Source organism: Kribbella albertanoniae (assembly GCF_004348455.1).
Taxonomy (GTDB): Bacteria; Actinomycetota; Actinomycetes; order Propionibacteriales; family Kribbellaceae; genus Kribbella; species Kribbella albertanoniae.
Genome location: NZ_SMKA01000255.1, coordinates 1 through 13,973 on the forward strand (window position 1 = coordinate 1; position 13,973 = coordinate 13,973).

General features: G+C 65.6%; 12 protein-coding genes. 7 read left to right on the top strand and 5 right to left on the bottom strand.

What is annotated here, in order from left to right; genetic code table 11:
• Positions 1-16: 16 nt before the first annotated feature.
• Positions 17-535 (top strand): NUDIX domain-containing protein, encoded by a 519-nt coding sequence (locus tag E1261_RS35880; RefSeq protein WP_132414185.1) that lies wholly within the window; start codon positions 17-19, stop codon positions 533-535.
• A 112-nt stretch (positions 536-647) separates the two neighbouring features.
• Here the strand turns inward: E1261_RS35880 and E1261_RS35885 are convergent, their stop codons facing one another.
• The 3 genes from E1261_RS35885 to E1261_RS35895 form a co-directional block, all read right to left on the bottom strand.
• Positions 648-2,714 carry a PQQ-dependent sugar dehydrogenase gene (locus E1261_RS35885; RefSeq protein WP_132414186.1) on the bottom strand — a complete coding sequence of 689 codons (2,067 nt, stop codon included), beginning with the start codon at positions 2,712-2,714 and terminating at the stop codon, positions 648-650.
• A 212-nt stretch (positions 2,715-2,926) separates the two neighbouring features.
• Positions 2,927-3,751 (bottom strand): MauE/DoxX family redox-associated membrane protein, encoded by an 825-nt coding sequence (locus E1261_RS35890; protein ID WP_132414187.1) that lies wholly within the window; start codon positions 3,749-3,751, stop codon positions 2,927-2,929.
• Positions 3,752-3,761: 10 nt separating this feature from the next.
• Positions 3,762-4,361: a cell wall protein gene (locus tag E1261_RS35895; protein WP_132414188.1), complete on the bottom strand. Its 600-nt coding sequence runs from the start codon at positions 4,359-4,361 to the stop codon at positions 3,762-3,764.
• A gap of 1,074 nt (positions 4,362-5,435) precedes the next feature.
• Here E1261_RS35895 and E1261_RS35905 point away from each other — a divergent pair.
• Positions 5,436-6,368 (top strand): TRM11 family SAM-dependent methyltransferase, encoded by a 933-nt coding sequence (locus E1261_RS35905; RefSeq protein WP_165952757.1) that lies wholly within the window; start codon positions 5,436-5,438, stop codon positions 6,366-6,368.
• A gap of 219 nt (positions 6,369-6,587) precedes the next feature.
• Positions 6,588-7,577, top strand: a complete 990-nt coding sequence (locus E1261_RS35910) for a TerC/Alx family metal homeostasis membrane protein (RefSeq protein WP_132414190.1) — start codon at positions 6,588-6,590, stop codon at positions 7,575-7,577.
• Between the two features lie 82 nt (positions 7,578-7,659).
• Here the strand turns inward: E1261_RS35910 and E1261_RS35915 are convergent, their stop codons facing one another.
• Positions 7,660-8,904: an MFS transporter gene (locus tag E1261_RS35915; protein WP_132414191.1), complete on the bottom strand. Its 1,245-nt coding sequence runs from the start codon at positions 8,902-8,904 to the stop codon at positions 7,660-7,662.
• A gap of 260 nt (positions 8,905-9,164) precedes the next feature.
• The gene (locus tag E1261_RS35920) at positions 9,165-9,929 is read right to left on the bottom strand and encodes a GNAT family N-acetyltransferase (protein WP_132414192.1); all 765 of its coding nucleotides are present in this window, start codon (positions 9,927-9,929) and stop codon (positions 9,165-9,167) included.
• A 35-nt stretch (positions 9,930-9,964) separates the two neighbouring features.
• On the opposite strand from E1261_RS35920, the gene E1261_RS35925 reads away from it, so the two are divergent.
• The 4 genes from E1261_RS35925 to E1261_RS35940 all read left to right on the top strand — a co-directional run bounded on the left by E1261_RS35925 (position 9,965) and on the right by E1261_RS35940 (position 13,921).
• The gene (locus tag E1261_RS35925) at positions 9,965-10,861 is read left to right on the top strand and encodes a phosphotransferase enzyme family protein (protein WP_132414193.1); all 897 of its coding nucleotides are present in this window, start codon (positions 9,965-9,967) and stop codon (positions 10,859-10,861) included.
• A 340-nt stretch (positions 10,862-11,201) separates the two neighbouring features.
• Positions 11,202-12,215 carry an ABC transporter permease gene (locus E1261_RS35930; protein WP_238176637.1) on the top strand — a complete coding sequence of 338 codons (1,014 nt, stop codon included), beginning with the start codon at positions 11,202-11,204 and terminating at the stop codon, positions 12,213-12,215.
• Positions 12,212-13,159 carry a carbohydrate ABC transporter permease gene (locus tag E1261_RS35935; protein ID WP_132414194.1) on the top strand — a complete coding sequence of 316 codons (948 nt, stop codon included), beginning with the start codon at positions 12,212-12,214 and terminating at the stop codon, positions 13,157-13,159. Before E1261_RS35930 ends, E1261_RS35935 begins: the two co-directional genes overlap by 4 nt.
• Positions 13,160-13,186: 27 nt before the next feature.
• Positions 13,187-13,921 (top strand): type 2 periplasmic-binding domain-containing protein, encoded by a 735-nt coding sequence (locus tag E1261_RS35940; protein WP_238176638.1) that lies wholly within the window; start codon positions 13,187-13,189, stop codon positions 13,919-13,921.
• Positions 13,922-13,973: the final 52 nt, after the last annotated feature.

A 13,973-nucleotide genomic window follows, 5' to 3' on the forward strand; every position in this document is an offset into this window, starting at 1 on the left:
TCGCGAGACTGTGGGTATGAGCCGACATGAGGATCTGATTGCTGAAGGCGAGCCGGAGGCGGAGTTTCAGCCGGGGATCGCGGGGATCCTGCCGCGGAAGCGGGTGTCGGGGGGTGCGCTGATCCGCGATCGGGATGGGCGGATCCTGTTCATCGAGCCGACGTACAAGCCGTTGCTGGACATCCCCGGCGGGATCGCCGAGCCGGACGAGTCGCCGTACGACGCGTGCCGGCGGGAGGTGCTCGAGGAGGTCGGGTTGGAGCTGACCATCGGCCCGATGCTGGTGGTCGACTGGGATCCGGCGCGGGGTGTCTGGCACGACGCGCTGGCCTTCGTGTTCGACGGTGGTGTACTCACGGGCGACGAGCAACTCGTCCTGCAGCCGAGCGAGGTGCGCACTGCAGCCTTCCTCACCCTGGACGAGGCAGAACCGCAGATGCGCCCCTCCATGCACCGCCGCCTCACCCTCGCTGTGCATGCCCTGCAGACCGGCATCCCGCAGTACTCCGACTTCGGCCGGCCGCGAACGGCTTGATCGTCGTCCTAACGACAGGATGTAGATGACTACGTAGACCGGCCGGCGCGCTCAGCAGATGAGCGCGCCGGGCGGATTGGACGTATACGTCCTGTTCTTAGAGCGACAACAGTCAGCCGAACTTGAGGCGGACGATGACGTTGTCGAGGACGGTCGGGGTGCCGCCGTTCTTGTCGTTGTTGGTGGAGGTCAGCCAGAGGCCTCCGTCGGGGGTCTTGGTGACACTGCGCAGGCGGCCCCAGCGGCCGGAGAAGACGGCTTGCGGGGTGCCGACGCCGGTGCCGGTGGAGTTGATCTGGGTGACCCACAACTGGGCGCCGGTGACACCGGCGATGTAGATCCAGTCGTTGACGATCTCCACGCCGCTCGGTCCGGCCTGCGACGTGGACCAGGTGCGCTTCGGTGCGATGTAGCCGCCGCAGTCGCCGATGGTTCCTTCACAGGCGGGCCAGCCGTAGTTGCCGCCCTTCTGGATCAGGTTGAGCTCGTCCTGACTGCTGTCACCGAACTCCGACGCCCACAGCTGACCGCGCGAGTCCCACGCGAGGCCCTGCGGGTTTCGGTGGCCGCGGCTCCAGACGTAGCGGGCGTTACCGCCGGAGCTGAAGAACGGGTTGTCGCTGGGCGCGGTCCCGTCGGCGTTCATCCGCAGGATCTTGCCGTTCAGCGAACCGTTGTTCTGGGCGTTGCCGGTGTTCTGCGCATCGCCGACCGACGCATACAGCTTGCCGTCCGGACCGAACGCGATCCGTCCACCGTTGTGGTACCGGTTCTTCGTCAATCCGGTCAGTACTGGCGACGAAGTCGTGCCCAGTACGCCGTTCTCGTACTTCATCCGCACGACCCGGTTGTCACCGGAAGCCGTGTGGTAGAAGTACACCCAGTTGTCGGTCGCGAACGTCGGCGAGATCGCGATCCCCAGCAGTCCGCCTTCACCGGTGGTCGTCACCGTGCCCGGCACCTTGCCGAGGGTGGTCTTCTGGCCGGTCGACGTCACCCGCACCACCTCGAACCGGTCCCGCTCGGTCACCAGCGCCGACCCGTCAGGCAGGAACGCCACACTCCAGCCGAGGTCGACCTTCGCGATATCCCGGTCGTACGCCGGAATGCCGCCGGTGCCGGTGGCCGACGTACGGACGGTCAGTACGTTGCTCGCCGGCGACTCGTTGTTGTTGGGGTCACGGGCCTTCACGGTGAACGTGTAGCTGGTGTTCGGGGTCAGCCCGGTCACGGTCGTGGTCAACGAGCCGGTCGTCGCGACCTTGGCCGTGCCCTGATAGACGTCGTACCCGGCGATGCTGCCGCTGTTGTCGGTGGATGCGTTCCAGGCAAGGGAAACGCTGTTCGAGGTCACGGCCGTGGAGCGCAGGCTGCCGGGCGCTGTCGGCGGCTGAGTGTCGTTGCTCGGTGGGGTGGTGAAGGCAACCACGTTGCTCTGCTGCGAAGCGTTGCCTGCGGCATCGAATGCGCCGACCGAGATGTCGTACGTCGTGTTGGGGGTCAGCGTGTCCACCGTTGCCGTCAACGTGTTGGCGTCGACCACCTTCAGCACATTGCCGCCGCGGTTGATCTCGTAGCGGGTGACCGCGACGTTGTCACTGGCCGCGGACCAGGTGAAGGTGGCCGCGTTCGACTTGATGTCGCTGACCACGAGATTGCTCGGCGGCGACGGCGGCGTGACGTCGTCGCTGACCGGGTTCACGGTGAGCTTGTCCGCGTTCGGCCCGCCGTCGGCGGTGGTGGCGCGGGCCCGGATCTTGTTGGTACCGGCGGCGAGCTGGAGGCGAACGGTCTTGGTCACCCAGGTCGTCCACGCGCCGGTGCCTGGGTAGGTGATGCCGACGGCGCCGGAGACGCCGTTGACGGTCCAGTCCAGTGGCCGGTTGGCCGCCGTACCGTTGGCGAAGCGCAGCGTCACGTCGGCCGGACCGGCCGGGGCCGTGACGGTCCATTCGACGTAGCTGCCGACGAGGTTGTCGTAGTTGACGAAGCCGGTGCCGGTGTACCCGGTGTGGTTCGACTCGACCACTCCCTGGGAGATGGTCGCGGTCTCGGCCTGGTAGTCGGTCGGGGCCGCCGTGGCGGTCGGGGGAGCGGAGGTCAGAGCGAGCGCGGTGGCCAGTACGGCCGCGCCCGAGACGAGCCTGCGCCGGAGCGTGCGAGGTGTCAGTGATGTCATCGGGAGGTCTCCTGGTGTTCCGGGGCGGAGGAGCTGCAGGGGAACCACACATCATTAGGAAGGTTTCCTAACGATATTGGGCATGACACCACCAGTGAGCAACTGGTGTCAACCGGTGAGGGCTGGTCGTTGGCGGACTTCGGCATGCGCATTCCGATGATGCGGCTCAGCCCTCGTGGAGACGGTCTCCACGAGGGCTGAGTTTGGGGTGACTAGCCGGCCAGGCTCAGTAGCGCCGGCCGGTAGAGCGTTTGACCCGATGACTCGTCGACGACGGCGACCCGGACGGCTTCCGGGGTGGCAGCGTCATGCGGTACGGCGAACACGGCGGTTGCCGGGCGGCCGTCGTACCGGGCGGTGTAGCTGACGAACCGCCAGTCCGCCTCGTCCCAGTAGTCGCGGATGTCGGACCGCAGGAACCCGGTCACCGCGCGATGCGCTGGGCTGAGGAGGAGCAGACGGTGGGTGGCAGCGAGCGGTACGGCGTTGCTCGCGGTGCCGGCGAGTGGGTGACTGAGCCGGATGCGCAGTCTCCGGAGCGGTAGGAGCCAGTAGCGGTCGAGCTCGGGCGACAGTACGACGAATGCCGCCGCCTCTGCGATCAGGATCAGCGTGGCCGGTCCGGCCGACCACCATCCTTGGGATGCCGTCAGCGCGGCTGCTGCTGTTGCCGTCAGCAACAATGCGCGGGCGATCGACCGTGCTCCCACGGGTTTGGCCGCCGTACCGGCACAGCCGCAGGAAGCTTCGGGGACGGCGATCTTGGCGTAAACGAGGTAGCCGGTGAAGCCCACGCCGAGTGCGATTGCCGCCAGCACTTCGGCAGTCCAGACGGGCGGACTCAGCAGTGCCAGGGCAAGGACCGCTTCGATGGCGCCGACGGTGCGATAGGCGGGCGTGGCCCGTTTCTCACCGACGAGCTTCGGGAGTGCGGTCTTCTGTGCTTCCTCCGGTCGGGTCAGCTTCCCGTACGACGTCCAGAGGAGGAGTAGTCCGATCAGCAGCGGCTGGGCGGCCGCCACCTGCTGTGCGAACATCGCGGCCCCTTCAGTTCGCCGCGTAGATCGTCGCGAGGTCGATCTCGTTCGTCCCCGGTCGCCAGGCGCCGATCACCTGGACGTGCCGGCCGACCTTCAGCATGGACAGATCCGAGATCGCCGGCGTCCCGTTGTAGACGGCCGCCGTGATCCCTTCCTGCACATGACCGACGACCTTCTGGCCGTGGTGGTCCAGGTTCAGACCAGTCCGGCCGATCGAGTTGATCATCACGTCCAGGTTGACGATGTTGATCCACACCGACTCGGCAGCCAGTACGCCGTCCGGCAGTTTCACGCCACGCGCGTACAGGCCGTCGCCGATCCTGGCCTGGTCGATCGTGGTCGGCCGGAGCTTCCAGACGCTGGTCACTCCGGTCAGCTGAATCTTGTGCAGCCGGCCGTCGGATCCCTGTACCTGCAGGAGATCCTGGTTCCGGCCGGTGATCAGGCCTTCCGCGAAATTGGGATCCGGAGCGCCCGGATCCGGCACCTGCGCCGACGCCGCGAACGCAGCCTCCGGAGCCAGTGATCCCATCGCACTGGCCGCAATCAAACCGGTCGCACCGAGTGCGGCACGCGTGAGCAGAGCGCGTCGATCCATCGAAGTCATCTCAGCTCACCTCATCCCACATCGATGCCGGCCGGAATCAACCCGGCACTCAGACTGGCGATCCGGGTGAACGCCGCCGGGGTCAGATCCATGACCCGGTTCGACGCGCAAGTCCCTCCGCAGCAAGCTCGCTCACCACAGAACGACCGGGTCCGCGGCCCACAGTCCGCGATCGACGTCACAATCCGTGCGCCGTTGCACAGGTTGGTCGTCGCATGCCGGAACCCGCACGTCCGCCGGGAAACCCCGGTGACACCGCACTGGTCCGGCCTGGTGATCGCATAGCAAGCGTCCGACGTATTCGTCCACGCATGCTGCATGTTTCCCGAATGGCACGTCGCACAAGCACCGGTCCCGGTACTCGCACAGGGTCCCCATGCGTTCCCGCAACAGAACCACGACGCTTCACCGACAAGTCCGTACATCACATCCATGACAGTTCCTCCAGGTCTAGGGGCGGTAAGACCTCAGAACTTCTTTGTACTCCTCAGAGCAGAAATCTCCCAGACCTTGACGGAAACGGAAACTTTTTGCCCATGTCCCTCGGGGGACCCGCCTCTGTTGTGGTGTGGGCGTCTTGTACGTCGCTCGGCGAGCGCCGCCTGAGCTTTTCGGGCCGTGGCTCCCGCGGCTGCGGACCTGCATGCCATCACAACTGCGCCCGTCGCCCCGACCCCACGCTCAACCCCCGCCGTGACCGCCACTTGTGATGGCCTGGCGGTCCGCGACCTCCGCGATCCCCGCTCGCCGCCACCTGATGGGGTTCCTCCCGAGCCGCAACTAACCGGCCTTGGGGTCCCCCCATGAGATGGCGGGTTCCCCCATCTCATGCGGGTGCGGAACCCGCAAGCTGGTGGGTTCCCCCATGAGATGGCGCGGGGCAACCCGCCGCAGTGCGGGCGCTGGGCGCGGGGTGGGGAAAAGGAGTGGTCGAGGGGTGAGGGTGGTCGTAGGGTTCGGGGCAGTGACTGGTTTCTGAGAGACGTGCTTCGCCGCCGCAGCTTCGACTGATGGTGGTGTTGAGGCACGTCGCGCATCGATTCGGATTCATCGACGCGACCTCAGGAGTCACCTGTGCAGTTGAACCTTCGTTCTGTCGAGGGGGCGGTCGACCTGCTCGCCGCCGAACTCGGCAGCCTTCCCTCAGTCACCATCCTGCGTTCCGGGCGCTCTTCGCTCGACTGCCGCGTAGACGGCAGTCTGCAAGAGCTCGTCGCCTGCCGCCTCTACTCGTCCGCGGCGATACCCTTGCCCGGCGCTCCGCTGGACCCGAACTTCCTTGCTCCACTGGGATTCCTGCCGTCTGCAACCTTCCGCGTCGGTACGCCGGATACACCGCTCAGGCGAGTATTGGTGGCGACTGTCGAGGCGCGACTGGGATGGCGGAATGACCCTCGGGATTGGGCGGTGAACCTGACCGAGTCGGTGACCGGTTGGGTTGCCGAGCTCGGGGCATTGCATTGGGTACGGCGGTTCGGGCGGCTGGAGCGTTTGCCGTGGGCCACTAATCCCGTGGTGGCCGAGGTGTTGGTGCGGCTGGCGAAGATCCGGGCCGGACAGCGGGTGCTGGATCCGTTCTGCGGTTCGGGAACGCTGCTCGTGGCCGCGAGCCGGCAGGCGGACGACGTACACGGGTCTGACTGTGCCGCCTCGTCGATTGAGCTCGCGACGCGCAATATCGCCGGACTTCCGATCCAGGTGGAGGTCGGGTACGCCGAGGAGCTGCAGCGGGCGGATCGGAGCGTGCATCGGGTGGTGGCGAACCTGCCGTTCGGGAAGCGGGTCGGCAGTCATCGCGACAACCAGCGGCTGTATCCGGCCGCGCTCGGGGAGATCGCGCGGGTGCTCACCGGGAATGGACGTGCCGTGTTGCTGACCGAGGACAAGCGGTTGTTGCGTGAGGCGGTGGCCGGCGTGCGGGGCCTGAAGATCGTGCGCGAGCGAGTACTGCGCTTCAACGGGGCGACGCCGACGGCGTTCGTGCTGACGCCGACCCGGCGGAAGTAAGGGTGGCGCGGGTGACTGTATGCGGTATACGCTCAGGTGTATCAGTATCGGATGCAGTTGAAGTGTTGTGGAGGGGAGTATTCCGCAACGGCAGTGTCGTCATCACGGGAGGCCTGGGCGGCCGAACCGGTGCTGTCGGCCTGGAGCTGATCCAGGCGGAAGAGACCTCCGGACCAACGTCGTTGTCACGCGTCCGGAGGATCACTCATGGTTTCTGTCATGTCCCCTCAGGTCTGGGTGCTCACGATCGTCGGCCTGATCGCGATCGTCGCGTTCGATCTGATCGTGATCGCGCGCCGGAAACACACCGTGACGATCAAGGACGCGACCCGGTGGGTGCTGTTCTACGTCGGGCTGGCCGGGGTGTTCGCGGTCGGTCTGTTCCTGTTCAGCGGTGGTCCGACCGGCGGTGAGTTCGTGGCCGGCTACATCACCGAGTACAGCCTGAGTGTCGACAACCTGTTCGTCTTCGTCATCATCATGGCGCGGTTCGGCGTACCGGCGCTGGCGCAGGACAAGGTCCTGTACATCGGCATCGTGGTCTCGATGCTGCTGCGGGCGGTCTTCATCCTGGCCGGCGCGGCGGCGATCGCGGCGGCCAGTTGGGTGTTCTACATCTTCGGCGCGTTCCTGGTCTACACCGCGATCAAGCTGGCCATCGAGGGTGAGAACGACGAAGCCGACTTCCAGGAGAATGTCGTCCTCCGCGGCCTGCGCCGGATCCTGCCGCTCGGCCACGACTACGACGGCGCCAAGCTCGCGACCCGGGACGACAAAGGCCGGCGGCTGCTCACCCCACTGGTGATCGTGATCTCCGCGATCGGGATGGCGAACGTGATCTTCGCGCTCGACTCGATCCCGGCGATCTTCGGGCTCACCCAGGACGCCTACATCGTGCTGACCGCGAACGCCTTCGCGCTGATGGGCCTACGCCAGCTGTACTTCCTGATCGGCGGCCTGCTGGAGCGGATCGTCTACCTGAACGTCGGCCTGTCGGTGATTCTCGCGTTCATCGGCGTGAAGCTGATCGTCGAGGCGCTGCACGGTTCGCAGATCGACGACATCGGCGCGATCCACCTCCCGCACATCGGCATCATCACCTCACTCAGCTTCATCGCCGCCACCCTTCTCGTCACCACGGTCGCCAGCCTGATCAAGTCGTCGTACGACGCCCGCCGCGTCCCGGTGAAGGTCAAGCTCGAGGACTGAGCGGACCGCCACCACCCACTAACCTCGACTGAGGGGCCCGGGCGACGCTGCCGTGAGCGGGAGATCGCCCGGGCCGACGAGGTTATACGGTGGTGGAGGTGCGGCTTTCCCCCTTCAGCCGAGCAAACAGCACCGGGATCGGCGCCAGCAACAGCCCCGAGGCGACGAGCGCGGTGCGGAGGCCGGCTCGGCCGGCGAGGGCACCGAGTGGGGGACCGCCGGCGACCTGGCCGATGGCGTTCGCCTGGGAGACGAACGAGATCACGGTGGCCCGTGAGCGCGACTCGACGTTCCGGTTCAGCCAGGCGGATTCGATCGGCCAGGACAACGCGTCCGCGATACTCCGCAACCACATCGCGGCGAGTGCCAGCCACAAGTTGCCGAGCAGGGCGAACGCGAGCACCCCGACCACCTGCAACAGCGCAAGCAACGCCAGTACGCCGTTCGGGTGGGTGGCCGTGAGGCGCTCAGGAGACAGCTTGTGCAGGATGAGCGAGCTGATCAGCGTCAGTAGCGTGCCGACCAGCCCGAGCACCGTGAACCAGAATGCCGGATCCGATGTCCCGAACACCGTCGGGAACTGGAAGCTGAGGATCTTCACCTGCCACAACCGGTCGAACGCCTCACTCGACAACCCGGCGATCAGGCTGATCAGCACGAGCGACCGGACGACCGGCCGCTTCCGCGCGACCGCGAGCCCGTGCTTGAACGTGTCGGACATGTGTTTGAACGTCTCCCGCTCACCACTCGGCGTACGGTGGAAGTTCACCTCCCGCATGAACAGCGCGAGCAGGACCGCGAGCCCGATCATCACAACGCCGGACAGCATGATCGGCAACGACAGATCGAGTAGACCGAGCGCGCCGGCCGAGATGGTTCCGAGGATCGTCCCGCCGAGCCCGAACTGCTGCGTGCGAACCAGTACGGCGGCCACCTGGTCGGTGCCGATCTCGTCGGCCAGCCAGGCCTGATCGGCGCCCGAAGTGAACGTGTATCCGACTCCCCAGAGCACTTGCGCGCCGAGGATCGCGAGGAACGTCGGCGACAGTCCCTGCAGCAGGAACCCGCAGCCGATCAGCGCCACGCCGATGACGACCGACAATCGCCGGCTGTACAGGTCGGCGACGATGCCGGTCGGGATCTCGAACAGGAAGCAGGCGAGCTCGAGCGTCGTCCCGACCAGAACGAGTTGCAGCGGACTGAGGCCCGCCTCGCGGACGTAGTACACGGCGCTGAGGGTGAAACACAGCGCGGCGCAGAACGACCAGACGGTTTTGTAGGTGCGATAGGTCCGGACCGGATCGGCCGAACGGTAGCGAATAGCCATGGATAGAGAGCTCCTGACGGCGTGCATGACGAAGCGCGGCCCGGGAGTGGGCCGATCGCGGCATGACGCACAACCGCCGCGGCGGCGGCGTGCGTTGTCAGAAGCGGGTTCGCATGGGACGAGAGTAGAGGGATTACCGGCGCGTCCGCCTTCGATTTAGCGGGCCCTGCACTCCGAACCGGAGTAGTATCGAAAGTGCCTGGCCCGGCCGTTCCCCCGTGATGGTCGGGTCAGGTCTTTGTCTGAAAAGCCGTCCGTTCTTAAAAACGCCGTCGGTAGCGGGGCTGCCGTTCGACGACCCGGTAACCGAGCGACTCGTACAGAGCCACGCTCCCGGTCGGGTTCTCCGCAAGCGTCCACAGCGACGCCGTCTGTACGCCGTGCGCCCACAGCTGCGCGTGATTCGCGCGCAGGAGCGCGGATGCGAGCCCACGACGCCGGTACGCCGGACGCACGCCGACCCATGGGGTGTCGTCCTGCCCGCTGACCACCCAACCGGCGAGCTTGTCGCCAACCCAGGCCAAGGTCCACAACCGGTGGTCCGGGTAGTCGTCAGCGATCTCCTGCTCGAACTCCTCGAAGCTATCCTGGACATATCCGAGCGAGTTGCTCGCGAACACCTCCGCATTCGCCTCGAACACCGCCCGATGATCCCCAGCCGAGGCCGGCCGCACCTCAAACCCCTCCGGCAACCGCACCTCCCGCGGCTCGGTGAGCTTGGCGATCATCCGCACCCGCGTGAACGCGACCCGATACCCAGCCGCCCGCGCCAGCGCCAGGTCGCGCTCCGACTCCGGGTTCACTCCGAACATCGGCGTACCGACGGAGTCGCCCGCAGCGTGCTCGCGCGCCCGCTCCTCAAGCCAGGCGAGTATCTGCCGCCCATACCCAAGCCCCTGATGAGCCGCATCCACCGACCCCAGCAGCAAGTACAGCCGGGTCCCATCAGCCTCGTCCCACCACGTCATCCGCGCAGTCCCAACCTCAACCCCGCCCACCAGTACCAATCCATCCGAGAAGTCCACCCGCCCACTGTCCCAGCCCCTGGCACGATGAACGAATGCTTTTGCCGACGCAGATCTCGTCCATGTTCAACCTCGACATCGTCCGCATCGACCCCACCCGCGCCGGCGACGACAACTCCCCAGGTAACGGCAACTGGCACCTGTGGACCCGCGCCAACGACCACCACATCCTGCGACGACACCACGTCCTGCACACCGAAGAAAGCCTCGCCTACGAAACGAAAGTGCTTGCGCACCTCACCGGGCGAGGCTGGTGCGTTCCGCGGCGCATCGCCGGCCCCGTCCAGTACGACGGCCGTCTGTGGTCGGTGACTCGTTTCGTCCCGGGCGCACCTCATCAGGACGAGACCGCGGATCAGCGGATCGAGCGGGGGAGTGTGCTCGCACGGTTGCACGACGATCTGCGCGGACTCGATCTCGGTACCCGCCCCACGTTCTGCGAGGCCTGCGATCTGGAAGGGATGGGCGAGTTTCAAAGCTGGCACACCGGAGTCGAAGCGCTGAGGACGGAGCGGCCCGACCTGGCCGACCGCTCCGAGGAGCTGATGGCCCGCGCGAAGCGACTGGTGGTCGAGCACAAGCTGCGGGAGTTGCCGCAGACGATCGTGCACGGCGATTTCGCCGAGTGGAACCTGCACTTCACCGCCGACGGTCGGCTGGGCGGCGTGATCGACTTCGATCTGTGCCACCCCGACAGCCGGGCCTGGGAGTTCACGATCGCGCGCGTCTACCGGTCGCCCGAGCTGGTCGCTGGGTACCAGCGCACTGCAGCTCATCCGCTGACGGACGCTGAGCTCGCTGCGTTCGGGCCGTTGCAGGTTGTGTTGAGGGCGCTGTCGGTGATGGCTGCGCTGTGGGACGGGCGGCAGCGGGGGCGATTCGACGAGGTGTACGTCGAGCGTCAGCTTGGCCTCGGTCAAGTCTTGACATGACCGCTGTAGCGCGGTTGACTGCGAGATAGTTCACAGAGGTAATAAATTGTGGTGCGGTCCGGTGTCGGTGGCTCAGAGCGACTCCGGGCGTGCTGTCGAGGTGCCCGGGTCCGATGGGAATTCGCCATCGGACCATCTGGTGTTTTGCGAGATAGTTGCCTGAGGCAATGCGGGTTTCGCCTTGCCTGCAAGGGATCGGGTGAATTCGGTCAAGGTCGGGTATCGAGACCGCCGGTGACTCTTCCGCCGGCCGTCGTTCTGTGTCATTCTCCCGGTGAGTGAGGTCCGAGATCCTATCGGATATCGGTTTCGCTCCGATCGGTGACGGAAAGGATGCGGAGTGAGTGCAACGTACGAGGTGCGGGGTAGTGAGTCGTCGGCGGCACCGCCCGCGCCGGCTCCGGCGAAGGCGGTGAAGTCCACCCGGCCGCCCCGGCCGAGCCAGTGGACGCAGGCCCGCCGGAGTCTGCGCCGGCATTGGCAGCTCTACCTGCTGATCATCGTGCCGGTCGCGTACTTCGTGATCTTCAAGTACATTCCGATCAGCAACGCGGTGATCGCGTTCAAGGACTACAGCCCGATCAAGGGGCCGTGGGGCAGCCCATGGGTCGGCTTCCACAACTTCGAACTGTTCTTCCAGAACCCGGTGTTCTGGACCTTGGTGAAGAACACGTTCTTCCTGGCCGGCTACACCGTGCTGGCGAGCTTCCCGATTCCGATCATTCTCGCGATCGCCCTGAACGAGATCCGCGTCGGCGTCTTCAAGAAGACAGTCCAGCTGGTCACGTATGCGCCGTACTTCATCTCGACCGTCGTCGTGGTGTCGATGACGATCCTGGTGCTGTCGCCGCGGCTCGGGTTCGTGAACGACGCGATCGGGCTGTTCGGGGTGCCGTCGATCGACTTCCTCGGCAATCCGGACTACTTCCGGCACATCTACGTTTGGTCGGACGTGTGGCAGACGACCGGGTACTCGGCGGTCATCTACTTGGCGGCCCTGTCCGGCATCGATCCTGCGTTGCACGAGTCCGCCCGGATCGATGGTGCCAGCCGGCTGCAGCGGATCCGGAACGTCGATCTGCCCGGCATCATGCCGACCGCGGTGATCATCCTGATCCTCGGTGTCGGCAACATCATGTCGATCGGGTTCGAGAAGGCGTTCCTGCTGCAGAACCCGTTGAACACGGCCCAGTCCGAGATCATCGCGACCTACGTCTACAAGACCGGTCTGCTGAACGCCGACTTCAGCATGGCGACCGCGATCGGCCTGTTCAACTCCGTCATCAACCTTGTCCTGCTGGTCGTCGTGAACTTCGTCGCCAAGCGGATCACCGGGAACGGACTCTGGTCATGAGCGTCACGTTGCAGGGCTTCCGCCGTACGGCGAAGCAGCCGGCGAGTACGTCGAAGCGGACCGCGATCGAGGAGACGCGCGGCGACAAGGTCTTCCTGTTCGGCGTCAAGATCATGCTGTGGCTGGCGCTGATCGTGGTGGCGCTGCCGCTGGTCTACATCGTGGCCAACTCGTTCAGCAGCCCGGCCGCGGTGAGTGCCGGACGGGTGCTGCTCTGGCCCATCGAGCCCGGTGTCAAGGCGTACCAGACGGTCTTCGCCGATCCGCAGATCATGCGTGGGTACCTGAACTCGTTCATCTACGCGATCGGCGGCACGCTGATCAGCGTCACGCTGACGATCGCGATCGCGTATCCGTTGTCCCGCCGGACGTTCTACGGACGCAACGTGATCATGAGCCTGCTGATCTTCACGATGCTGTTCTCCGGAGGCCTGATCCCGACCTACCTGGTCGTCCAGGACCTCGGAATGCTGAATACCCGGTGGGCGATGGTGATCCCGAGTGCGATCGGGGTCTGGCAGGTGATCATCGCGCGCACCTTCTTCCGCTCGACCATCCCGGACGAACTGCACGAAGCCGCCACCATCGACGGCGCGAGCGACCTGCGGTTCCTGTGGTCGATCGTGCTGCCCCTGTCGAAGCCGGTGATCGCGGTGATCGCGCTGATGTACGTCATCTTCCAGTGGAACAGCTACTTCGACGCTCTCATCTATCTCAAGGACCCAGGCCTCTACCCGCTGCAGATCGTGCTGCGCAACATCCTGATCCTGAACTCCACCACCGGTTCTGCCGCCGACATCGCCCAGAACCTGGAACGTCAGCAGCTCGCGAACGTCCTCAAATACGCGCTGATCGTCGTCTCGACGCTGCCTGTACTGATCATCTACCCGTTCGTCGCCCGCCATTTCACCAAGGGCGTGATGGTCGGCGCGGTCAAGGGCTGAAAAGCCCCCTGAGAAAGGAACACAGCAATGCGCTCATCCGTGAGCAAGGTCGCGGCCCTGACCGCGGCCGCCCTGCTCGCCCTCGCGGCGTGCAGCTCGGACAAGACCGAAGGGGCGGCGAACGAGACCTCTGCCGACGGCAAGGTCATCATCGATACGTTCGGCCCGCAAGGGCCGGACGACAACTGGGACACCAACCCGGTCAGCAAGGTCATGAGCGACAAGTTCAAGATCCAGTTCCGCTGGCAGACGACCACCTTCGACGCTGGCGCAGCCCGGGAGAAGCGGCAGATCGCTCTGGCCAGCGGTGACTACCCGGACCTGTTCATGCTCATCCCGTGGGTCGACGGCTTCACCCAGGCCGAGGTGCTGAAGCTCGGCACCCAGGGGGTCGCGCAGCCGCTGGAAGGACTGATCAAGGACAACGCGCCGAACATTCAGAAGGCGCTGGACGAGAACAAGACCCTGAAGGAGATGGCGACCGCGCCTGACGGTCACATCTACGCGCTGCCGCAATGGTCGGACTGCAAGCACTGCACCTATCCGGACAAGCTGTGGATGAACAGCGCCTGGCTGAAGAAGCTGAACCTTCAGGTGCCGAAGACCACCGAAGATCTGCGGAAGGTCCTGCAGGCGTTCAAGACCCAGGGCCTCGGCAAAGTCGTCTTTTCACTTGGCCAGAAGCATGCTGAGTACGCGTTTGTGGTCTCGGGCGTGATGTCGGAGTCCGGCTGCGATGTTGTTCCAGCCTGCGTGGCGTAGCAGGGTGATCGCGAGGTTGCGGAGGCTGGCCATGGTGCGTGGGGCGTGGCCG

Excerpts from the sequence above, each read along its gene's own strand:
- E1261_RS35895 (WP_132414188.1), bottom strand. The coding sequence starts at position 4,361 with ATGACTTCGATGGATCGACGCGCTCTGCTCACGCGTGCCGCACTCGGT.
- E1261_RS35940 (WP_238176638.1), top strand. The coding sequence starts at position 13,187 with ATGCGCTCATCCGTGAGCAAGGTCGCGGCCCTGACCGCGGCCGCCCTG.
- E1261_RS35935 (WP_132414194.1), top strand. The coding sequence starts at position 12,212 with ATGAGCGTCACGTTGCAGGGCTTCCGCCGTACGGCGAAGCAGCCGGCG.
- E1261_RS35910 (WP_132414190.1), top strand. The coding sequence starts at position 6,588 with ATGTCCCCTCAGGTCTGGGTGCTCACGATCGTCGGCCTGATCGCGATC.
- E1261_RS35890 (WP_132414187.1), bottom strand. The coding sequence starts at position 3,751 with ATGTTCGCACAGCAGGTGGCGGCCGCCCAGCCGCTGCTGATCGGACTA.
- E1261_RS35925 (WP_132414193.1), top strand. The coding sequence starts at position 9,965 with ATGCTTTTGCCGACGCAGATCTCGTCCATGTTCAACCTCGACATCGTC.
- E1261_RS35880 (WP_132414185.1), top strand. The coding sequence starts at position 17 with ATGAGCCGACATGAGGATCTGATTGCTGAAGGCGAGCCGGAGGCGGAG.
- E1261_RS35885 (WP_132414186.1), bottom strand. The coding sequence starts at position 2,714 with ATGACATCACTGACACCTCGCACGCTCCGGCGCAGGCTCGTCTCGGGC.
- E1261_RS35915 (WP_132414191.1), bottom strand. The coding sequence starts at position 8,904 with ATGGCTATTCGCTACCGTTCGGCCGATCCGGTCCGGACCTATCGCACC.